This is a genomic window from Arthrobacter sp. Soil782, from assembly GCF_001428435.1.
GTDB classification, from domain to species: Bacteria; Actinomycetota; Actinomycetes; order Actinomycetales; family Micrococcaceae; genus Arthrobacter_D; species Arthrobacter_D parietis.
In genome coordinates this window covers 1,333,660-1,353,942 of the sequence record NZ_LMSO01000001.1, presented here as the reverse complement: position 1 = coordinate 1,353,942, position 20,283 = coordinate 1,333,660, and the positions used below count along the sequence as shown (strand labels likewise).

The window sequence follows — 20,283 nt, the reverse complement described above, 5'->3', positions numbered from 1 at the left end:
GGACGGGCGTCTGGCCGAACATATCAAGCCATCACGGCCGGTGCAGTGTCCAGTATGAACTCCATACTTCACGCTTCGAAATGGTTACTTAAGAATACTTTACTCAGCAGGCTTACGATTACTTCAGGATCCGCTGTCAAGCGGCAACAAAAAGGACGCCAAAGGCAGGCCATGACCGCAGAACATGCATTCGACATCATCTCGATTATTTTCAACCCGAACAGCACCGGGGACGCTCCCAAACTGGCCGAAAAACTGCTGGAAGAACTCAAACAGTCCCTACCTGACTCGGTGAAGATCGGGCTGCAGCCTACGGATCACGCCGGCCACGCCATCGAACTCGCGCGGAATGCCGCGGACAGCGGCGGCCGGGTCCTCGTTGTGTCGGTGAGCGGCGACGGCGGCTATAACGAAGTAGTAAACGGTGTGCTGGCGAGTTCCAATCCGGAGGCCGTGAGTGCCGTCCTCGCCGCTGGAAACGCCAACGATCACCACCGCACGACAAGCCGGCAGCCTCTCGCTGACGCCATCGTGGCGGGCGCAGTGCGCCGGATCGATGTGCTGGAAATCACCATCGAGGCGGGTGCTGATGCTGAATCGGTCTACGCGCATTCCTACATAGGGTTCGGGCTGACCCCGATCGTGGCCATCGACCTTGAGAAGGGCAGCAAGGGCGCCTTCAAGGAAATGTTCACCGTGGTGCGCACCTTCGCAAGGTTCCGCCCTTTCGAGATCCGCCAGAAGGACGGAAAGCGCCGCAGGTTCGACAGCCTGGTTTTTGCGAACATCTCAGAGATGGCAAAGTACGCCACGCTCAGCGAAGCCGACGACGACGCCTCCGACGGCAAGTTCGAAGTCATCACTTTTGCGCACCAGGCAAAGTGGCGGATCCTGCTCAGGGCACTCCGTGCGACAACAAAAGGGCTCGGGGACCAGCCCAGCATGGACTATTACGAGTTCACCACGCTCAAACCCATCCCCTACCAAATTGATGGCGAAGTTCGGTCAGCACCGGCCCACGCCCTGGTGAAGATCCGGAGCGAGCGCCGTGCTCTTGCGGTTGTGAGCTAGGCCGTTTCCACGGCGAAAAGTACAACACCCCGGCCGCAGAGCCGGGGTGTTGAGGAAAGCGGAGGATGGGGGATTTGAACCCCCGAGGGCGTGAACCCAACACGCGTTCCAGGCGTGCGCCATAGGCCGCTAGGCGAATCCTCCTTGTTTGGAGCAGGTTCCAGAATACCCGTACATCCCCCATGTACCGAATCGGGAGATGTGCATCTCAGCGAGTGACCCTCCTGCCGGTTTGTGTAGACTATTACGCGGCCCCTCATGTGGTGTCATCCTGTTGAACTCCCCCAGGACCGGAAGGTAGCAAGGGTAAGCGGGCTCTGGCAGGTGCATGGGGGGTCTTTACGTTCCCTGACAGCACCTTATCTGCAGTGATTTCGTGAAGGAGTTCTGTGACCGCCGGCCGCTTCGCGCCAAGCCCCACGGGTGAACTTCACGTGGGGAACCTCCGCACCGCAATCCTGGCCTGGCTCTTCGCTCGCTCCACCGGCCGGCAGTTCCTGCTGCGGGTCGAAGACCTCGACCGTGTCCGTGCTGGAGCCGAGGAAGCGCAGCTCGCTGAGCTCACCGCCGTCGGGCTCACCTGGGACGGTGAGGCCACCCGCCAAAGCGATCGGCAGGCCCATTACGACGACGCCGTCACCCGCCTGCGCAGGGATGACCGCCTTTTCGAGTGCTTCTGTACCCGCCGCGATATTGCTGAGGCGGCCTCCGCGCCGCATGTCCTGCCAGGCCACTACCCCGGAACCTGCCGGAACCTGTCGGAGGCTGAGCGGGAGGCCGCCCGCAGGGTGCGGCCGGCGGCGCTGCGGCTGCGTACCGACGTCGGGCAATATGAAGTCCTGGACCTACTGCACGGCGAATATACCGGTGCTGTCGATGCGTTCGTGGTGGTCCGCAATGACGGGGTGCCTGCGTACAACCTCGCCGTCGTCGTCGATGATGCGCAGCAGGGCATCGACCAGGTGGTGCGCGGCGAGGATCTGCTCAGCTCGGCGCCGCGCCAGGCGTATCTCGGCTCGCTGCTTGGATTGCCGCCGGTTGAGTATGCGCACGTACCGCTGGCCCTCAACCCGGAACGACGCCGGTTGGCCAAGCGGGACGGCGCCGTAACTCTCGAAGCGCTCGCCGCGGAGGGCTGGGAGGCAGCGGCAGTACGGTCGCTCATCCTGCGTTCACTCGGCCTGCCGGACACCTCACTCGACGCCGCGCTGGGTGCGTTTGATCCTTTCCGGCTACCTCGTGAACCATGGATTGTTGACCCGCCCCACCTGTCCTCCACCGATGCCGCGACCGTTCCACCCAACCGATAGAGTTCTTCTGTGAGTACAGCCCTTTACCGCCGGTATCGTCCGGAGACGTTCTCCGACGTGATCGGCCAGGAGCACGTCACCGAACCATTGATGACGGCGATCTCCAAGAACAGGGTCAACCACGCCTATCTTTTCTCCGGTCCGCGCGGCTGCGGCAAGACAACCTCAGCGCGCATCCTTGCGCGCTGCCTCAACTGCGCGCAGGGGCCAACGCCGGTCCCCTGCGGCACCTGTGACAGCTGCGTCGAACTAGCCCGTAACGGCTCGGGAAGCCTGGATGTCATCGAGATTGATGCGGCCTCCCACGGTGGCGTGGATGATGCCCGGGACCTCCGCGAGCGCGCTACCTTTGCACCGGTCCGGGACCGCTTCAAAATCTTCATCATTGATGAGGCACACATGGTCACCAGCGCCGGCTTCAACGCGCTGCTGAAAATCGTCGAAGAGCCGCCGGAGCACATCAAGTTCATCTTTGCCACAACTGAGCCGGATAAAGTGATCGGAACCATCCGTTCCCGGACCCACCATTATCCATTCCGGCTCGTTCCACCCGAGCCGCTCATGGCGTACCTGGAGCTGCTGTGCAACCAGGAGAACATCCCGGTGGCGCCGGGCGTACTCTCCCTGGTGGTTCGTGCGGGTGGCGGATCAGTCCGCGATTCCCTGTCCGTGCTGGATCAGCTGATGGCCGGGGCGGGGGCGTCCGGCCTTGATTATGAGCTGGCGGTTTCGCTGCTCGGTTACACGCACGCATCCCTGCTCGACGACGTCGTTGATGCCATTGCGGCCGGTGACTCCGCGACCGTCTTCGGTGCCGTTGACCGCGTCATCCAGACGGGCCATGACCCGCGTCGCTTTGTTGAGGACCTGCTGGAGCGGTTCCGCGACCTCATCATCGTCAATGCAGTCCCCGACGCCGCCGCGTCCATCCTCCGGGGCATCCCTGATGACCAGCTGAACCGGATGCGGACCCAGTCGCAGCAGCTTGGACGCGCCGAGCTTTCCCGAGCCGCTGACATCACCAATACCGCGTTGACCGAAATGACTGGCGCAACCTCTCCGCGATTGCACCTCGAACTGCTCTGCGCCCGCATCCTACTGCCCGCTGCGGACCAGTCGGAGCAGGGCACGCTTGCCCGTGTTGACCGGATTGAGCGCCGGCTCAGCTACGCGAGCGGCCTCCCCGAGGCGGGAGGCTCCGCTGGTGCGGGTACAGCGGGATCGCTGCCCGCGCCATCCGCGGTTCCGGCTGGTCCTGCCTCGGCTGCGAAGCCGGAACCGGCGCCGGCCGCCGTTCTCCAACCCGCTGCCTCCAACACATCAGAAGAAACACCGACAGCAGTTTCGGCATCCCGAGACGCCGGCCAACAGCCGCCCGAGACTCAGCAGGAAGCTCCGGATTCAGCGGCAACACCGGCCCCCGCAGAGAAACTGGAGCGGGCCTCGGAGCCTGCCCAGGAACCTGGTGCTGCCGACTGGGGCGGCGGATGGGGTTTGCCCTCCGATGCACCCAACACCGAAGAGCGTCCTTCGACCGCTACGCGCGAGCCGCACGCGCCGGCATCTCCCGCCACGCAACCCTCGCAGGAGCAAGCAGCGCAGTCTCCTTCGCAGTCAGCGCAGGCGTCCGGTCAGATCGAGATGATCCGCAGGGCGTGGCCGGAGATCATGGACGAACTGGCTCGTATCAAGCGCAGCACCTGGCTGAACGTCAACGCCGACGCGAAGCCGCGTTCCTTCAGCGACAACCAGCTCATACTGGCGTTCGCTTCGCAGGGCAATGCGCTCGGTTTCCAGCGCGGCCAGCACACAGACAACCTGAAGCAGGCCATCAATAAGGTGCTCGGCCTGAGCTGCAGCATCGAAGCCATCCACGACGGCTCCGCGGCAGCGGGTGAACCCGACCCAAAAGTATTAACTAGCCGGGATCAGCCGGCAGAGGCGCAGGAACCGCGGGTCGTCAGTCCAGCCGTTACCGCCGTCGCTCCAGCCGTCACTCCCGTTCCATCCGCTACGCCCGTTCCGGCGGGCGAAGCCAAGTCAGCAATGGTGGACGATGCGTGGGGGCTTCCTACCGCCGCTCCGGCGTCCCAGCCGAGCGGTGGCACGCCCTCAGTGCCGTCAACACCCGTAGCTGCGCCTGCGCCCGCCGTTCAACCTACTCCCCCAGACCGGTCACCAGCCGATCGGGCAACAGGAGACCCGTCACCAGCCGACCGGTCACCAGCCGCCGACAGTTGGCTGGCCGCGGAACCGGCGAAAGATCCCGATGACCCCGGCCCTGAAGAACCCTCATTTGAGGGGGAACCTCCGGCGCGTCCCAGCCGCTACCAACAGCTGCTCGATGAAGCTGCGCGGGCAAAAGCAGCCCGGCCAAAACAGCAGGAGCGCCCAGCGGGCGCCGTAGACTTAAGCTACGTCGAAGACATTCCCAGTGCGGATGATGAGACCATCGAACAATCCGGATTGGTCGGCCGCCAGGCCATCGAACGGATACTCAACGGCCGGTTGATCGAGGAACGCAGCCTCGATCAGTAGTCGGGCCGTTTAGAACCAGCCCAGCACCACCTACAGCTAAGGCATACACCCGTGTACGAAGGCGCAGTTCAGGAGCTCATCGACGAGCTGGGACGCCTTCCCGGCGTTGGCCCCAAATCGGCACAGCGCATCGCGTTCTACATTCTCGAATCTGACGGGGAAGACACCAAGCGCCTCGTCAACGCCATTGTCACCGTGAAGGAACGGGTCAAATTCTGCACCATCTGCGGGAACGTCGCAGAGCAGGAAACCTGCGGGATCTGCCGCGACCCGCGGCGGGACCCAAGCGCGATCTGCGTGGTCGAAGAGTCCAAAGATGTCATCGCCGTTGAGCGCACCCGTTCCTTCCGCGGCAAGTACCACGTTCTCGGCGGGTCCATCAATCCCATCGCCGGGATCGGACCGGAGCAGTTGCGCATCCGTGAACTGCTGAGCCGTCTTTCGGACGATCAGGTCCAGGAAATCATCATCGCCACGGACCCCAACCTCGAGGGCGAGGCAACGGCCACCTATCTGGTGCGCATGCTGAAAACCATCGGCATCAAGGTCACGCGTCTGGCCTCCGGACTGCCCGTGGGTGGGGACCTCGAGTACGCCGATGAGATCACCCTTGGCCGCGCTTTCGAGGGTCGCCGCACCGTCTCCTAATCACAGTAAAGTCGGAAGGAACCGGCACGTGAACGCATTCTCGCCCGCGATTACCGGCTACTGGGACGCACGTTTCACCCCGAAGATCACACTGCACGACGACGGCCGCTTCACCTTGAGCGTCAACCCCCACCTCAGTGACAAGCGGCGCGTCATGGTGCTCACCCAACCCGACGGCCGGGTCCGGGCGGTGGTAACCCCGGACGTGCGGGCTCAGCTGCACCTTCCCGCCGAAGAAACTTCGGAAGCGGCCTTCCGCCGTGCCCTGTCCGAGTTCGGGGTGCAGCTGCACAGCCCCGACCTCTACTTCCACTTCTCGGAGGACATGCTGGCCGAGGTACTTGATGAACCCAATCCTTCGCACGTGAGGCGTCTTTCATCTGCGGACAGTTCGGCCTTCGCGGAGTTCCAGGCGAGCGCGCCTGAAGCGGATCGGGATGAGTCATTTGTGGAACTGGACCACTGGGTTGTAGTCGGCGCCTTCGCCGACAGCCGACTGGTGAGTGCAACGAGCATGTACCCGTGGGAGGACTCACGCCTGGCGGACCTCGGCGTCCTGACGCTCCCATTCGTCCGTGGACAGGGGTACGGACGCCAGGTGGTCCGTGCAATTACCCGCTACGCGCACGCAGAAGGATTCGAGGCGCAGTACCGCTGCCAGGAGACCAATCAGGCGTCAGCGCGGCTGGCGAAGCGGGCCGGTCTCTCCCTATTCGGCACGTGGGAAGTGGTTGCGCAGAACGCCTGACGGGTCAGCCGGGCCGGGTGATCAGGCGATGCGGGTGCCCCGTGCGAGACGGCGAACCGGCGTCACCAGCTTCCGGCGGCCCGCCCACAGCACCAGGCCGGCCAATGCACCCTGCAGGGCGAGCCCCAGCGGCCAGATCGGCAGTGGTTCAGAATCGATGTCACGGGAGCCGGATCCGAAGAACTGCGCCTCCTCACAGGTGACCTCGTAGTCCGGACCTGCTTGGGCAAGGCGGACCTGCTCACTGATGCTTTCCATCACTCCGGGAGCGCGGTAGTTTGCGGTCACTACGCCGGAGTTCGCATTTCCGGTATCCCGGTCATACGGCACCGCGTCGGCCACAAGCACGAACGGATTGGCAGCGAGAAGCCACGCAGTTCTTTCGGTGTGCAGGACCGGCGTGAGCACCTCGTTGGTGACGCACTCCAGATCCTCCTCGGTGAGCATCTGCCCGCTCTCGAGGGCCTCCTGGGGATAGTCGTAGAAGGACTGCGTGACCCGCACGTCCTCCTCGATCACGAGCGACATGCTCAGGCCGAAGGCAATCAGCGTACCGATGCACAGCAGCGCAACCATCATGTAGGTGGTGACGATCGAAAACAGGGGCCTGCCCGCAAGCGCAGAGATCCCGACACCGAGTGCGCACACAAGGCCCAGCTCAATGGCCAGCACCAGCAGCGAGACGAACGCCTCAAGCGGGTTGACCCCTCCCAGAGCCAGCGCCCAAAAAATAAACGGAGAGCTCAGTGCAAGAAACCCCAGTGACGCAGTCCAGGACGCCAGCCATTTTCCCCACAGGATCTGCCCTGGCGTAAGCAGCGTGATCTGGAGAATGGCAAGGGTCCCGCCGGTCCGGTCGCCATTGATTGCGTTCGCTGAAAGTCCCGGCGCCACCAGCAGGCCAAAGAGCAGGACAAAGCCGACCACCAGGTCGAAGAGGAACGGACCCGCGCCGTCCATGGTCGCCGTCGTCAGTGTGGCGAGCAGGAACACCAGGCCGATCACAAGGAACCAAACGGCCATCATGATGTACCAGGCACGGCCCCGCAGCCGCTGTTTCATCTCCAACCCGAAGATGGTGCGCACTCCCGTCACGTAGCCGAGGTGGTGTGTACTGCTCTCCTGCAGGGACTGGGTCTCCATGGCGCTCATTGCCGCTCCGTATCCAGGCTCATGTAAGTCTCTTCAAGGGCGCCGCCCGCAGGCGCGAAGGCGGTGACGACGACGTCCGCCAGGATGAGCGTGCGCAACAGCCACGCTGCCTGTTCGGTGCTACTGAGAAGCACCTGATACTCGACGCGCCGGGAATCACCGGGCTCCTCGAAGACGACGCCGTGGCTCGTCAAGGCGTCCGCGAGCGCTCCCATCGGTTCAGCCTGGATGCAGTATCTGCGCAGCTGCGTTCCTGCCTCATCCAGTGTCTGGCTCTTCACGGATTCACCGCGGTTGACGAAAACGGCACGGTCCGCAATCTCATCCAATTCGGACAGGACGTGGCTGGACACAACGATGGTTTTGCCTTCTCCTGCCAGCCGCCTCAGCATGATCCGCAGTTCCACCCGGGAACCCGGGTCCAGTCCGGATGCCGGTTCATCCAGAAGGAGCACCTCCGGGTTGTGAATGAGCGCCCGGGCCAGGCTGAGCCGCTGCTGCTGGCCACGGGACAGTACCCTCGCGGGGGCGTCGGCGTAGTCGCTGAGCCGAACTTCTGCCAGCAATTCAGCGGCGCGGTGAGCTGCCGCCGTCGGGCTCAGTCCGTAGAGCGCACCGACGGTGGTGAGAATCTCCCGGGCCTTGAGGGATTCCCACACGCCCAGCGTGTCAGGCATCCAGCCGACCTTACGCCGTACGGCCGCCGTGTCCCTCCCCGGATCTGATCCGCCGACGGACAAAGTGCCGGCATCCGGCGCCAACAGCGAGGCGAGGATCAGCAGCAGGGTGGTCTTGCCGGACCCATTGGGCCCGATCAGCGCTGTCACCTCTCCCGGCGGCGCCTCAAAATCGATGTTGCGGACGGCAGCAACCGAACCGAAACTTCGTCGAATACCCCTGGCAATGATTCCCCCATACCCATTGGTCATGATGTGACACTAGCAAGGCACACTGACATCCCGGCACAATTCGACTTCCAATTGGGTGAGCCGAATCCGAACAGTTAACATGGTGTGCGGTTACCGGTGGTTCATTTCGATCCCACGGCCGGTCTCCAGCACGGGAGCAATCCCGCGCAACTGACCAGTTTCGGGCGCCGAAGACGCCGCCGGACATCATCTCCCAAGTTTCAGCGAGCGTGCGCATGGCCCTAATTGTCCAGAAGTTCGGTGGCTCGTCCGTGGCGGACGCCGAAGGAATCAAACGCGTCGCCAAACGCGTCGTTGAGACACAGGCCGCAGGCAACCGGGTCGTCGTCGTTGTTTCCGCCATGGGAGACAGCACCGATGAACTGCTTGATCTAGCCGGGCAGGTCAGCTCGTCCTCCAACCCGCGGGAAATGGACATGCTCCTCAGCGCCGGGGAACGCATCTCCATGGCACTGCTCGCCATGGCCATCCATGAGGCAGGCTCCAGCGCGCAGTCCTTCACCGGCAGCCAGGCCGGCATGATCACCGATGCCATCCACGGCAAGGCCCGGATCATCGCCGTATCGCCGCACCGGATCAAGACCTCAATCGACAAAGGCGACATCGCGATTGTCGCCGGGTTCCAGGGGATGAGCCAGGACAGCAATGACATCACCACTCTCGGCCGCGGAGGTTCGGACACCACGGCTGTAGCGCTCGCAGCGGCGCTGAATGCCGACGTCTGCGAGATTTATACCGACGTCGACGGCGTCTACACGGCTGATCCGCGTGTTGTCCCTGCCGCCCGGAAGATCTCCACCATCTCCAGCGAGGAAATGCTCGAGATGGCCGCCTCGGGGGCAAAAATCCTGCACCTTCGCTGCGTGGAGTACGCTCGCCGGTTCGGCGTTCCGCTGCACGTCCGCTCATCCTTCAGCCAGCTCGAGGGGACGTGGGTACTACCCAACCCCGATGACACCATCAAGATTCAAGAGGGAGAACCCTTGGAACAGCCCATCATCTCCGGTGTTGCCCATGATCGGTCAGAAGCAAAGGTCACAGTGGTCGGCGTTCCGGATATCCCGGGCAAGGCAGCTGAGATTTTCGGGATCGTTGCAGGCGCGCACTCGAACATCGACATGATCGTCCAGAACGTTTCGACGCACGGCTCCGGGCGCACGGACATTTCCTTCACTCTGCCGATTATTGAAGGCGCAGATGCCCGCGCGGCATTGAAGACCGCCCAGGCGGATGTCGGCTACGAGAGTGTTGAATACGACGAGCAGATCGGCAAGCTGTCGCTCATCGGCGCCGGCATGCGATCAAATCCCGGCGTCTCCTACAAGTTCTTCAAGGCACTGTCCGACGCCGGTGTGAACATCGACATGATCTCCACCTCCGAGATCCGTATCTCGGTAGTGACCAGCGCAGATTTGCTCGACACTGCGGTACGCGCGGTGCATGCCGCGTTCGACCTCGACGGTGAGGCCGTCGCCACCGTCTATGCGGGCACGGGTCGCTAAACCACGCGTTAATCCTCGGTGTGAAGGACAGGTTTCGTGAAGTAGTCCGGGTACTTCTGGACCGGTTCGGTACGGCGCACCGCCTCGTGGTCCGGATGCCTCCGGACGGCGTAGTGATGCCCGTCCGAGTCCACCTCGATGTTGAGTTCAGCGAGTTCAGTTTCTGAAGCCTGCTCGAACTCATCATGCCGGTGTACTACAGGCCCATCGAGATCGTCCCTCTCGGCAGGACCGAGGAAGATCGGTATCGGATTCCTGATCCAGCGGCGCCGGTTTCTCTCAGCCATGGGTATCGCCTTCTCTCTGCGGCTGGTCGAGTACCCACATCTTAAGTCCGTACGGGGTAAAAAGAGCCTGCTGAACGCAGAAATCCCCCGCACCGTTACCAGTGCGAGGGATTTGCTGTGCTTTCCTACCGGCGAATGCTACTTACCGTTTGTCGGAGTAGCGTCCCCCTGAGGGGCAGTGCGCAGCTTGTCTGCATCACCGGTCGATGACACTGCCGTCGGTGCGGCTACACCGTCAGCGCCTACAACAACCGAAACGAACGTTACGGCTGCGGATCCTTCGTAGGTCACGCGACCTACGTAGGAGCCCGGCTCGAGACCGGTCCAGTTCAGCGTGACTTCACCGGACTCACCGTTGGCGAGCTCCAGCGGGTTCGGTGTGAGCGAGGCGTTGCCCTCATCGGCGCCCAGGATGGCGGCATCGAAGGTTCCGGCAGTTGCCCGACCGTCAGGGCTGGCGAACAGGTTGACGATCACCCTGTAGGTACCCGGAGTGGGATTCTGCAGGTTCAGGCTCTCGCTTGCCGAGCCCGTAGCTGCCTGATAGGCAATCTGATTACGCGAGTTGACCACGAAGAAGTCAAAGTCCGCAGTCGGATCGGCGGAGACAACGGACAGCTTCGCGAACGGAGTGCCCTCAGGGATAGTCAGGGTACTCACGTAGTTTGATGCGTTCGTTGAGAGGGAAAGTCCTCCGCCATTCGGGACCAGTGAGAAGTCTTCACTGGTTGCCTTGGACAAACCGAGAAGTTCCATGGCGATAGGAGCGTTGGATCCCGAGGTTACGGGGATCGTTCCGCTGCCGTCAGAACCCTCGGAGGTGAAGGACACCTCGGACGGAGCCTCTACCGACTGGGGCCGAACTGCAACAGGCGACGTAACCGCTTCCTGCTTGCTCTGCCAGGTGAGCGAGCCCTTGGCGAACTGGCCGAGGGCCGCTGTGTCGTTCTCGAAGGTCACCGTGAAGCTCTGGCTTTCGCCCGGCTTGGTGAACTTCAGGACCGACGGGGTAACCGTCACATCCACACCAGGCACGTTCGCTGATGCGGTGTAGGTGCCCGGCTTCATACCGGTGACCGTACGGGTGACGGTGACCTTACCGGTCAGGTTGCCCACGGCGAAGGACGGGACGTTCATGTCCTTGGCGTCGATGCCCTCGAGGCCATCGACGTCCGCAAAGCCGGTTCCCTCAACGAACTGCAGGTATTCTTTCAGACCGGCGTCGTAGATGAGGCCCGGGCTGAGCACGCCAGAAGGGTTGACCTGGCCTGCGCCGGTTGCGAAGACGTCGCCGTCGACGCCACCTTCAGCGTTCTTCACGGGGGTTGCAGTGGTCATCATGGCGGACTTGACCGCAGCGGGTGACCACTTGGGGTTCTCGGCCAGAATAAGGGCTCCGACGCCGGCAACATGCGGGGACGCCATCGAGGTTCCGGAAAGGAACCCGAACTCGTCGCCGCCGGTACCGATCGGTGAAACACCTGCGAGAACGGCCACGCCGGGAGCGGCGATGTCCGGCTTCAGGAGGTCCGAACCCGTTGCGAGCAGCGGACCGCGTGAGGAGAAGCCTGCGATCTGCGGGACGGGAGGCAACGGCTCTCCGGTGGTGTCCTCAGGGACCAGCGCTACCTTGATGTCCGGGTTGGCTGCAACCTTCTCCTTGAGCGCGAGGCTCTGGGGAGCATTGACGTGCACGGTAGGTACCGAGTGCTTGTCCGTGTCCATCGAGGAATCGGTGAGGTTGACCAGGATCATGCCGATGCCGCCCGCTCGTTTCACCTCAGCGGACTTGGCAACGCGGTCAAAGACACCGCGATCACAGACAACGATCTTGCCGGTCACCAGTGCGGGGTCAAGCGAATCGGGTCCACACAGGGCAGGGCTGACCCCGCCTGCTGCAGCCGCGTCGGCACTGAGAATAACCGGGCTGGCGGGTACGCCGGCGTTCATGATGCTGGCGCCGCGGAACTTGGTCCCGTCGGAGAACTCGGCAGTGCCCTGCAGCGCGTGGCTGAAGGTGCTCGCTGCGACGGTCGTGACCCATGGCGCACCGTGGTTGACGGTGCTGGCGGTCGGACCGGAGTTACCGGCCGAGGCTGCCACGAAGACTCCTGCGGATGCTGCGCCGAGGAAGGCCAGCGACACAGGATCGGTGGTGGTGGTCGCGCTGCCTGAGATCGAGTAGTTCAGCACGTCTACGCCGTCAAGAGTTGCCTGCTCGATGGCAGCAACGGAGGAGGACGAGTAGCAGCCGCCGGTAGCCGGATCATCATCAGCCCAGCAGACCTTGTAGACCGACAGCTTGGCCGCTGGAGCTACGCCCGCAGACACACCGAAGTCGCGGCCGTCAACGGTCTGCGTGACGCCGCTGTTGCCCGCGGCGGTGCTCGCCGTGTGCGTTCCGTGCGTGTCGACGTCGACCGGGGAGAGAACTTCCTCCGGTGCACGATTCGCTTCGGGAACGAAGCGGATGAAGTCATCCGCGAAGTACTGTGCCGCAAGAACCTTGGAGTTGCACTCCTCACCGGTGAAGCCTTCTCCGGCCTGGCACTCACCGAGGAAGGTGGAGCCGTCCGCCTTGAGCATGGCGATCTGGCCTTCAGCGTTGAGGTAGGGGACGCCGACCTTCGGCTTCGCGTTGCCTTTGAGCGGCTGTACTTCCTCGCCGGCGAAGAACGCGCTGCCCGGTGCGTACCCGGTGTCGATGACGCCGACGACTGTCCCGGCGCCTGCGTTCTTCTCGCCGCCGAACTCGGTCTTCCAGGCACCCTTCTTACCGCGGAGTTCAAGGATGTCCATGCTCGAGTAATCGTCCGGCGCGTTTTCGACGTCCGGAGCAACCATGCGCACGTTCGGATCCTTGGCGAGTTCAACCGCCTGCTCCGATGTCAGCTTGGCACTGAAGCCGTTGAGCGCGGCAGCGTAGGAGCGGTTGATTTCCACACCCTCCGCGGCGGCCACAGCCCGCTGATTCTGCTCCAGGTGCTTCTTATACTTCTGGAAGTCCTTTTTGCCGGTGAGTTTTTCGCCCTTCCCCGGCTTGGTGGCTTCGATGCCGGGCACACCGCCGTCGTATGTAGCCGCAGGCTCTTCATTGAGCACAACGATGTAGCGGCCGTCCGGGTAGTTGCTGGGGTCCACCTTCTTGACCGGCTGGATCTGCTGGGTAGCAGTAGGACCAGCAGGTGCTGCAGCGGCAGGTACCGCCGTCATGGATCCGAGAATCAGCGGCAGGCCAAGTACGAGAGCTGTAGCTCCACGCAGACCACCTGCCCGCGGATTCCTGTGTTGGGGGTCTTTCACGCGAGATTACCTTTCATCGAAAAAGCGCCCGGACCTGCCGGACTGAAAGCAGCTGGTGTGGGGCTGTGCCCTGAATCACAACCGAGCCTCACATAGGCTACCCCCGAGTAACGTCAGGAGGGCACACTCCTGAGCAGATCCTGCCGGTAAACAGAGACTTCCAGCAAAATCGGGTTTTCATAACGCTCGTTTATTCACTTCCGACGGCCAGAATGGTAGAAGTCGGTTGCTTGAGGCCATCAGGTGATAATGGTGAGGTGCCACTGACAGTCCTGGCTCCGGAAGAGTGGGAGCCCCGAGCCCTCGCCCATGCCGAGCGCGCTCGCGCCTACACCGAGCCGTACCTGCGTCGCCGCGCGCAACAGCGCAAGCATCCGGTGGAGGACTTCCTCTTCACTTACTACACCCAGAAGCCCGCCCAACTGCTGCGGTGGCATCCAGGTGCGCATACCGTTCTGACCGGACCGGGTGCCGTCGAACGCGCCGGTTGGAAGTTCTACCGCCCGCTCACGGGCGGGGAACGGCAGCAACTGAACCTGAACAACGACGACGGCGCAGTCACCGTGGATCTCGCCGCATTCCTGGCTGTGCGGCGCGAGGCAGTGGACTTTGCGCGAATCATCCTGTCCGGCACCGCTGCCCGTCCGGCGCAGCTTGGCTGCTTTGGGCTGCATGAGTGGGCCATGGCGTACAAGTCGGAGGACAACGTCATCCGGCACGAATACCTGAACCTTCGGCTTGGCTCCAGCGGGACGGACGAGGTCGTGGAGGCAAACCGCATCCGGTGCACCCACTTCGACGCCTTCCGCTTCTATGCGCCGCAGGCGGTCCCGCTGAACGAACTTCAACCGACTCGCACAACACAGCGGACCCTTGAACAGCCAGGCTGCCTGCACGCGAACATGGACCTCTACAAGTGGGCGTACAAGCTGGTGCCGGCGCTTCCGAGCGAGCTCGTGATGGACTGCTTTGAACTCGCCTGGCGGATCCGGATCATGGACATGAAGGCATCTCCCTACGACCTTGCCGAGTGGGGCTACCCTCCGATCGCCATCGAGACTCCGGCAGGCCGGGCAGACTATGTGCGGGCGCAACGTGAGTTCTCGGCTGAATCCCAGCTAAAGCGTGCACAGTTAAGCCAGTACATCAATCAACTTCAGCCGGGAAATCAACCCGGCGTCGGGCGCTGAGCGCGGGGTACACCCTGCGCAGAGGTGCTTCAAGGGTGACAAGGAGTTTTCCCATGGGACTGGCACACGGCGCTGCCGTCAGGATAGCCTGCATCCTTACCGCCACGGCACTTTCGGCTGCATTGGCAGCGTGCGGCACGGCGGGTGAGCCCGGTACGGAGCTGACCGCTGCCCCTCCCACGACGCCCAGTACCGAATCAGCGGGACCATCCTCGTCGCCGACAGCCACGGAGAGCAGCATGCCAACAGATTCACCGAAGCCCGCCCCCAGCCTGCCGTCGGACCCTGACGCGGTCGGTACCGCCATGCTGGCCATCAGCATCAAGCCCACCCCGGACTCCCCGCCAACCGAGTACTTCCTCGAATGCACTCCGGACGGCATCGGCGAAACCACAACTGTGCCCAACCCGGAAGCGGCGTGTGCAGCTGTGAAACGTCTGGGCGCTGCCTTCTTCAACGCACAGCCGGATCCCAACCAGATGTGCACCCAGCAGTACGGCGGTCCGCAGACAGCAACAGTCAAGGGCACCGTCGACGGACACCGAGTGTACGCCTCCTTCTCGGCCACGGACGGCTGCGAGATTGCACGATGGAATGCCCTCGAAACCGTGCTGGGCGCTGCCGGCGCACGCTAGTTCTTCGCTGACGCACGCTGATTCCGGGCGAACGGACGCGAGTTTCCGGGCCGGGGAGTTCGGCCGGTAGAATGGAACGGCAAGCTCGCGGAGCGCTGGAACAGGCTGTAAACATCCAAGCGTGAGACGGCACCCGTCGGGCACCCGCATTTAACCGCATTTTCCAGTGCGCACACTTCACAGGAGTTGCCGGATGCCCCGGATCGTTGTTGACGTCATGCCCAAACCCGAAATCCTGGATCCGCAGGGCAAGGCCATTGCCGGCGCCCTCCCCCGCCTCGGATTCACCGGCTTCGCTGAAGTGCGGCAAGGGAAGCGGTTCGAGCTGTCCGTCGAGGGCGATGTCACGGAAGAAGTGCTGGAAGCCGCCCGCGATGCGGCCGCTACCCTGCTCTCCAATCCGGTGATCGAGGACGTGACGCGCGTCGAGGTTATCGAGGACGCCCAGTGACCGTCGAAACTCCGCTGATCGGGCACTCGAATGCCGCGGTGGTGGATTCGAGTTTGTCGGGCGTCCGCGTCGGTGTTGTCACGTTCCCCGGATCGCTCGATGATCGCGATGCCCTCCGGGCCGTCCGCCTCGCAGGAGGCACCGGCGTCGCGCTGTGGCACGGCGACCATGACCTCAAGGATGTGGACGCAGTCATCATCCCCGGCGGTTTTTCCTACGGGGATTACCTGCGTGCAGGTGCAATCTCGCGTTTCGCTCCGCTGATGGAGCAGATCACCGCTGCCGCAACCGGTGGTTCACTCCCCGTGCTCGGCATCTGCAACGGCTTCCAGGTCCTCACCGAGGCACACCTCCTCCCCGGCTCAATGGTCAAGAACAACCACCTGCACTTCCTGTGCAAGGACCAGCGCCTGAAAGTGGAGAACAGCTCGACGGCGTGGACCTCCTCCTACGCCGAGGGCAGTGAGATTGTGGTTCCGCTGAAGAACCAGGACGGCCAGTTCGTTGCCGACGAGCGCACTCTTGACGAGCTTGAGGGCGAGGGGCGCGTGGTCTTCCGTTACCTGGGCGGCAACCCCAACGGCTCACGCCGCGATATCGCCGGCATCACGAATGAGCACGGCAACGTTGTTGGCCTCATGCCCCACCCTGAGCATGCAGTCGAGGCGGGCTTCGGTCCTGACTCCTCAGCTCTCGGTGAGGTTGAGGTCCGCGGCGGCGTGGACGGACTCGGCATTTTCACCTCGGTACTGCAGAAGCTGGTTAACAAGTGACCACAGAGACAACGTCCAAGAAGTTCAATATCGACACGGTCGAGCACGCCGAGCAGACTCCGGAGCAGCCCCTGCCCTGGGCTGAATTGGGCCTGAAGGAAAACGAGTATCTGCGGGTCGTCGAGATCCTCGGACGCCGCCCGACCGCTGCTGAGCTCGCCATGTACTCGGTCATGTGGAGCGAGCACTGCTCCTACAAGTCCTCGAAGGTGCACCTGCGCCAGTTTGGTGACAAGGTAACCGAGGCCATGAAGGAGCACCTGCTCGTCGGTATCGGTGAGAACGCCGGCGTCGTGGATATCGGTGACGGCTGGGCGGTGACCTTCAAGGTCGAGTCCCACAACCACCCCTCGTTCGTGGAGCCCTATCAGGGCGCGGCGACAGGCGTCGGCGGCATTGTCCGCGACATCATCTCGATGGGTGCGCGCCCGGTTGCGGTCATGGATCCGCTGCGTTTCGGAGCTATCGATCACCCGGACACCCCGCGCCTGGTGCACGGCATCGTCTCCGGCATCGGCGGGTACGGCAACTCCCTCGGCCTGCCGAACATCGGCGGCGAGGTGGTGTTTGACTCCGTCTACCAGGGCAACCCGTTGGTCAACGCCCTCGCGGTAGGCGTCCTTCGCCACGAGGACATCCGGCTGGCCAACGCCTCCGGCGTCGGTAACCGCGTGGTGCTCTTCGGTGCGCGGACGGGCGGCGACGGAATTGGCGGCGCGTCGGTGCTGGCGTCGGAATCGTTTGATTCTTCCAAGCCGTCGAAGCGGCCCGCGGTTCAGGTGGGTGACCCATTCGCTGAGAAGGTACTCATTGAGTGCTGCCTTGAGCTGTTCAAGGCATCAGTGGTGGAGGGCATCCAGGATCTCGGCGCAGCCGGTATCTCCTGCGCAACGTCGGAGCTGGCTTCGAACGGCGACGGCGGTATGCACGTCGAGCTCACCAGCGTCCTGCTGCGGGACCCCTCGCTGACTCCGGGCGAAATCCTCATGTCGGAATCGCAGGAACGCATGATGGCGGTGGTGACACCGGAGAATACCGCCGCGTTCGAGGCCATCATGGACAAGTGGAACGTCGAGTACTCGTGGCTGGGTGAGGTCACGGACACCGGCCGCCTCATCATCGAGTGGGACGGCGAAAAAATTGTCGACGTCGATCCCCGCACCGTTGCCCACGACGGCCCGGTCTACGAGCGCCCGTACTCCCGCCCCGAGTGGCTGGACGGTGTGCAGGCAGATTCCTTCGCCGGAGACCGGCCTTCCGACCTCAAGACAGCGGTGCTCGAACTCATGGCCTCCCCAAACATGTGCTCCAAGGACTGGATCACCAACCAGTACGACCGCTACGTCCAGGGCAACACCGCCCTGGCCATGCCGGATGATGCCGGTGTGGTCCGCGTTGACGAGGAAACCGGCCTGGGCATCGCGCTCTCCACTGACGCAAACGGCCGCTACTCCTACCTCAACCCTTACGACGGCGCCCGCCTGGCTCTCGCGGAGGCCTACCGTAACGTCGCTACCTCCGGTGCCAAGCCGATGGCGGTCACTGACTGCCTCAACTTCGGATCCCCCGAGGACCCGGAAGTCATGTGGCAGTTTGCGGAGTCCGTTCGCGGTCTCGCTGACGCCTGCCAGGAACTGGGAGTACCGGTGACAGGCGGCAACGTGTCGCTATACAACCAGACGGGCGGCGTGGCAATCCACCCCACGCCGGTGGTCGGTGTGCTGGGCGTGTTCGACGACGTCGCCCGCCGCACGCCGTCGGGCTGGCGGGAGGACGGGCAGGCTATCTACCTGCTCGGCACCACCCGCGATGAGCTCGACGGCTCCGAGTGGGCAAACCTTCACGGCCACCTCGGCGGGCAGCCCCCGGCGTTGGATCTCGGTGCCGAGAAGACGCTCGCAGCGATCCTCATCAACTCCTCACGCGACGGCATGATCGATGCGGCACACGACCTCTCCGAGGGCGGACTCGCCGCCGCACTGTCCGAGGCGGCCCTGCGCTTCGGTGTGGGTGCGCGGATCGCGATTGACGAGCTGTGCGAGCGCGACGGAATTGACGCGTTTACCGCACTGTTCAGTGAAAGCCAGGCCCGCGCCGTCGTTTCCGTTCCCCGTTCGGAAGAGGTGCGGTTCAACGATATGTGCGCCGCGCGGAACTTCCCGCGTACGCGGATCGGTGTTGTGGATGTCGAGAGCGACGCGCTCGACGTGCAGGGTCACTTCACCCTCCCGTTGACGGAGCTGAAGGAAGCACACGAAGCCACGCTTCCGAAGCACTTCGCGTAAGCCTCCGAGCAGACCGATATGGCAGAGCACCGGCGTACTGCACGCCGGTGCTGTGCCATATCGTTACGTAGGCTGTCCATGGGTAGAGCAACCCAGCAGATAGGGTTGATGCATGACATTTCCGCTGTTGAGTGCGCTTTTCGCCATGATTGCGGGTCTGTTGCACGTGTACATCTTTGTGCTCGAAAGTGTGCGTTGGCGTCACCCGTCCGCGTGGCGGAAGTTCGGGATTGTCTCCCAGGAACACGCAGACATCATTCGGCCCATGGCGTTTAACCAGGGCTTCTATAACCTCTTCCTGGCTGCCGGTGTGATTGTGGGCCTGGCGCTGTCCGGCACGCTCGTTGGTTACGGCATGATTGTCCTCGCGCTGGCAGTCATGGTGCTCGCCGCCGTCGTGCTCGTGGTCACCAACCGGTCGCTATGGATTGCCGCCCTGGTCCAGGGAGCCCCTCCTCTTCTTGCGCTGTTGACCCTGCCCATGGTGCAGCAGGCCTGAAGCTGCTTACGCTGGACCCGCCGCCAGCTGGCGGGCAGCATTAAGGTACCAGCGGGTAGCGAGTTCCTGGCAGAACCGCGCTACCGGAGCACCGAGACGGTAGAACCAGTTCCCATGCCGGCTGTAGGCGTGCAGTTCGAAGAACACCGAGCCGTCGGCCTCCAGCACTGCAACGAAACTCTCCTCGCCGGTCTCCGGATGACCCGGCAGGGTGGCGTAACCAAAGCCGGCCCGGCGGGCGCCGCGAGCGGCACCGCCGTCGTCGTCGCTGGTTGGGTTCACTTCTTCCACCCATACCACTTCACACGGCGCATTCAGGCGTAAGTTGCCCACACCGAACCCCACGGTTACGGAGCCTCCGACGGCGGCTCGTGGTTCCGCCGTGATACGCAGGTTGGAGCGGCGGTGGAGCTCAAACGTGAGGATGCCCTCGGCCAACCGGCGAAAGGCGGCTTCTCCCGTGCCCACCCGGATTCGGTGGCGCATGGGCCGAAAGCCTGCCGGCCAGGCGCCAAGCCGCGTCCACCCTATTGCGGTGTGAGTGATATCAGGCATCGCTGCCCTGCGCCAGCCGGGACCAGCCGAGTGATTCGCGGTCCTTCTTCGGCAGCGCTGCCACCACGAGGTCGTAAGAGTCCTCAATCATGTCTCGAAGCATGTCATCGGGGAGGGAGCCGGTGCAGTCCACGCCGTTCCAATGGGTCTTGTTCATATGCCAGGCTCCGGTGATCTCCGGGTGAGCGGCCCGCAGCTGTTCTGCCAGATCCGGCTCACACTTGAGGCTGATGGACAGGACGGGTGATCCGAGGTCTGACAGCGCGAACATTTTCGCTGAACCGCCCGGTGCGCGCACCTTGAATACGGAAGCTTCAGGCCCGAACGGGAAGTCCTCGAACGTGCCGGGAAACGCCAGACAGGCCACCCGAAGCTGTTCTGCATCCACGTAGTGAGCCTACAGCGAA

At 63.3% G+C, this 20,283-nt stretch carries 19 protein-coding genes, 1 tRNA gene and 1 other RNA gene; 13 read left to right on the top strand and 8 right to left on the bottom strand.

Annotated elements, in window-relative coordinates:
- Positions 1-171: 171 nt before the first annotated feature.
- Positions 172-1,071, top strand: a complete 900-nt coding sequence (locus tag ASH00_RS06550) for a diacylglycerol/lipid kinase family protein (RefSeq protein WP_056546108.1) — start codon at positions 172-174, stop codon at positions 1,069-1,071.
- Positions 1,072-1,130: 59 nt separating this feature from the next.
- Here the strand turns inward: ASH00_RS06550 and ASH00_RS06545 are convergent.
- Positions 1,131-1,215: transfer RNA gene (locus ASH00_RS06545), tRNA-Ser, on the bottom strand.
- Positions 1,216-1,318: 103 nt separating this feature from the next.
- On the opposite strand from ASH00_RS06545, the gene ffs reads away from it, so the two are divergent.
- The 5 genes from ffs (at position 1,319) to ASH00_RS06525 (ending at position 6,315) form a co-directional block, all read left to right on the top strand.
- Positions 1,319-1,415, top strand: an RNA gene (gene ffs / locus ASH00_RS16375) — signal recognition particle sRNA small type.
- A 45-nt stretch (positions 1,416-1,460) separates the two neighbouring features.
- Positions 1,461-2,381, top strand: a complete 921-nt coding sequence (gluQRS, locus tag ASH00_RS06540; RefSeq protein ID WP_056546106.1) for a tRNA glutamyl-Q(34) synthetase GluQRS — start codon at positions 1,461-1,463, stop codon at positions 2,379-2,381.
- A 9-nt stretch (positions 2,382-2,390) separates the two neighbouring features.
- Positions 2,391-4,919: a DNA polymerase III subunit gamma and tau gene (locus tag ASH00_RS06535; protein ID WP_056546103.1), complete on the top strand. Its 2,529-nt coding sequence runs from the start codon at positions 2,391-2,393 to the stop codon at positions 4,917-4,919.
- 51 nt (positions 4,920-4,970) lie between these two features.
- Positions 4,971-5,567, top strand: a complete 597-nt coding sequence (gene recR, locus ASH00_RS06530; protein ID WP_056546101.1) for a recombination mediator RecR — start codon at positions 4,971-4,973, stop codon at positions 5,565-5,567.
- A 28-nt stretch (positions 5,568-5,595) separates the two neighbouring features.
- Positions 5,596-6,315 (top strand): GNAT family N-acetyltransferase, encoded by a 720-nt coding sequence (locus tag ASH00_RS06525; RefSeq protein ID WP_056546099.1) that lies wholly within the window; start codon positions 5,596-5,598, stop codon positions 6,313-6,315.
- 21 nt (positions 6,316-6,336) lie between these two features.
- Here ASH00_RS06525 and ASH00_RS06520 read toward each other — a convergent pair whose 3' ends face one another.
- The gene (locus ASH00_RS06520) at positions 6,337-7,467 is read right to left on the bottom strand and encodes an ABC transporter permease (protein ID WP_056546097.1); all 1,131 of its coding nucleotides are present in this window, start codon (positions 7,465-7,467) and stop codon (positions 6,337-6,339) included.
- Complete coding sequence (locus ASH00_RS06515) at positions 7,464-8,396, bottom strand: ABC transporter ATP-binding protein (protein WP_056546096.1); 933 nt, start codon at positions 8,394-8,396, stop codon at positions 7,464-7,466. The genes ASH00_RS06520 and ASH00_RS06515 overlap by 4 nt, the downstream gene beginning before the upstream one ends.
- 215 nt (positions 8,397-8,611) lie before the next feature.
- On the opposite strand from ASH00_RS06515, the gene ASH00_RS06510 reads away from it, so the two are divergent.
- Positions 8,612-9,898 carry an aspartate kinase gene (locus ASH00_RS06510; protein ID WP_082565916.1) on the top strand — a complete coding sequence of 429 codons (1,287 nt, stop codon included), beginning with the start codon at positions 8,612-8,614 and terminating at the stop codon, positions 9,896-9,898.
- Between the two features lie 8 nt (positions 9,899-9,906).
- Here the strand turns inward: ASH00_RS06510 and ASH00_RS06505 are convergent, their stop codons facing one another.
- Together ASH00_RS06505 and ASH00_RS06500 are read right to left on the bottom strand one after the other, a co-directional pair.
- On the bottom strand, positions 9,907-10,185 hold the full coding sequence (locus ASH00_RS06505) for a hypothetical protein (RefSeq protein ID WP_235563176.1): 279 nt from the start codon (positions 10,183-10,185) through the stop codon (positions 9,907-9,909).
- Between the two features lie 138 nt (positions 10,186-10,323).
- On the bottom strand, positions 10,324-13,398 hold the full coding sequence (locus ASH00_RS06500) for a S8 family peptidase (RefSeq protein WP_082565915.1): 3,075 nt from the start codon (positions 13,396-13,398) through the stop codon (positions 10,324-10,326).
- Positions 13,399-13,700: 302 nt separating this feature from the next.
- Between ASH00_RS06500 and ASH00_RS06495 the strand changes: the two genes are divergently transcribed.
- A complete protein-coding gene (locus tag ASH00_RS06495) occupies positions 13,701-14,678 on the top strand; it encodes a hypothetical protein (protein ID WP_056546092.1) in 978 nt (325 codons plus the stop codon).
- On the opposite strand, the gene ASH00_RS16800 is transcribed toward ASH00_RS06495, so the two are convergent.
- Positions 14,635-14,919 (bottom strand): hypothetical protein, encoded by a 285-nt coding sequence (locus ASH00_RS16800; RefSeq protein ID WP_056546090.1) that lies wholly within the window; start codon positions 14,917-14,919, stop codon positions 14,635-14,637. The genes ASH00_RS06495 and ASH00_RS16800 overlap by 44 nt on opposite strands.
- On the opposite strand from ASH00_RS16800, the gene ASH00_RS06485 reads away from it, so the two are divergent.
- From ASH00_RS06485 to ASH00_RS06465, 5 genes are all read left to right on the top strand, one after another.
- A complete protein-coding gene (locus ASH00_RS06485) occupies positions 14,918-15,313 on the top strand; it encodes an SSI family serine proteinase inhibitor (RefSeq protein ID WP_056546088.1) in 396 nt (131 codons plus the stop codon). The genes ASH00_RS16800 and ASH00_RS06485 overlap by 2 nt on opposite strands.
- Positions 15,314-15,506: 193 nt before the next feature.
- Positions 15,507-15,764, top strand: coding sequence for a phosphoribosylformylglycinamidine synthase subunit PurS (gene purS / locus ASH00_RS06480; protein ID WP_056546085.1), 258 nt, complete (start codon positions 15,507-15,509; stop codon positions 15,762-15,764).
- Positions 15,761-16,537 carry a phosphoribosylformylglycinamidine synthase subunit PurQ gene (gene purQ, locus ASH00_RS06475; RefSeq protein ID WP_056546083.1) on the top strand — a complete coding sequence of 259 codons (777 nt, stop codon included), beginning with the start codon at positions 15,761-15,763 and terminating at the stop codon, positions 16,535-16,537. The genes purS and purQ overlap by 4 nt, the downstream gene beginning before the upstream one ends.
- Complete coding sequence (gene purL / locus ASH00_RS06470; RefSeq protein WP_056546081.1) at positions 16,534-18,822, top strand: phosphoribosylformylglycinamidine synthase subunit PurL; 2,289 nt, start codon at positions 16,534-16,536, stop codon at positions 18,820-18,822. Before purQ ends, purL begins: the two co-directional genes overlap by 4 nt.
- Before the next feature lie 112 nt (positions 18,823-18,934).
- Positions 18,935-19,321: a DUF1304 domain-containing protein gene (locus ASH00_RS06465; protein ID WP_056546079.1), complete on the top strand. Its 387-nt coding sequence runs from the start codon at positions 18,935-18,937 to the stop codon at positions 19,319-19,321.
- A gap of 6 nt (positions 19,322-19,327) precedes the next feature.
- Here ASH00_RS06465 and ASH00_RS06460 read toward each other — a convergent pair whose 3' ends face one another.
- Both ASH00_RS06460 and ASH00_RS06455 read right to left on the bottom strand, forming a co-directional pair.
- Positions 19,328-19,876 carry a DUF1990 family protein gene (locus tag ASH00_RS06460; RefSeq protein ID WP_056546077.1) on the bottom strand — a complete coding sequence of 183 codons (549 nt, stop codon included), beginning with the start codon at positions 19,874-19,876 and terminating at the stop codon, positions 19,328-19,330.
- The gene (locus ASH00_RS06455) at positions 19,869-20,264 is read right to left on the bottom strand and encodes an MmcQ/YjbR family DNA-binding protein (RefSeq protein WP_056546076.1); all 396 of its coding nucleotides are present in this window, start codon (positions 20,262-20,264) and stop codon (positions 19,869-19,871) included. The genes ASH00_RS06460 and ASH00_RS06455 overlap by 8 nt, the downstream gene beginning before the upstream one ends.
- Positions 20,265-20,283 lie beyond the last annotated feature (19 nt).

Bases quoted from the DNA above. Each gene is read 5' to 3' on its own strand.
- purS (WP_056546085.1), top strand. From the start codon at position 15,507: ATGCCCCGGATCGTTGTTGACGTCATGCCCAAACCCGAAATCCTGGAT.
- ASH00_RS06460 (WP_056546077.1), bottom strand. From the start codon at position 19,876: ATGCCTGATATCACTCACACCGCAATAGGGTGGACGCGGCTTGGCGCC.
- ASH00_RS06510 (WP_082565916.1), top strand. From the start codon at position 8,612: ATGGCCCTAATTGTCCAGAAGTTCGGTGGCTCGTCCGTGGCGGACGCC.
- ASH00_RS16800 (WP_056546090.1), bottom strand. From the start codon at position 14,919: ATGCTGCTCTCCGTGGCTGTCGGCGACGAGGATGGTCCCGCTGATTCG.
- ASH00_RS06465 (WP_056546079.1), top strand. From the start codon at position 18,935: ATGACATTTCCGCTGTTGAGTGCGCTTTTCGCCATGATTGCGGGTCTG.
- ASH00_RS06550 (WP_056546108.1), top strand. From the start codon at position 172: ATGACCGCAGAACATGCATTCGACATCATCTCGATTATTTTCAACCCG.
- ASH00_RS06500 (WP_082565915.1), bottom strand. From the start codon at position 13,398: ATGACGGCGGTACCTGCCGCTGCAGCACCTGCTGGTCCTACTGCTACC.
- ASH00_RS06520 (WP_056546097.1), bottom strand. From the start codon at position 7,467: ATGAGCGCCATGGAGACCCAGTCCCTGCAGGAGAGCAGTACACACCAC.
- ASH00_RS06505 (WP_235563176.1), bottom strand. From the start codon at position 10,185: ATGGCTGAGAGAAACCGGCGCCGCTGGATCAGGAATCCGATACCGATC.
- ASH00_RS06515 (WP_056546096.1), bottom strand. From the start codon at position 8,396: ATGACCAATGGGTATGGGGGAATCATTGCCAGGGGTATTCGACGAAGT.
- ASH00_RS06495 (WP_056546092.1), top strand. From the start codon at position 13,701: ATGGTAGAAGTCGGTTGCTTGAGGCCATCAGGTGATAATGGTGAGGTG.
- ASH00_RS06485 (WP_056546088.1), top strand. From the start codon at position 14,918: ATGCCAACAGATTCACCGAAGCCCGCCCCCAGCCTGCCGTCGGACCCT.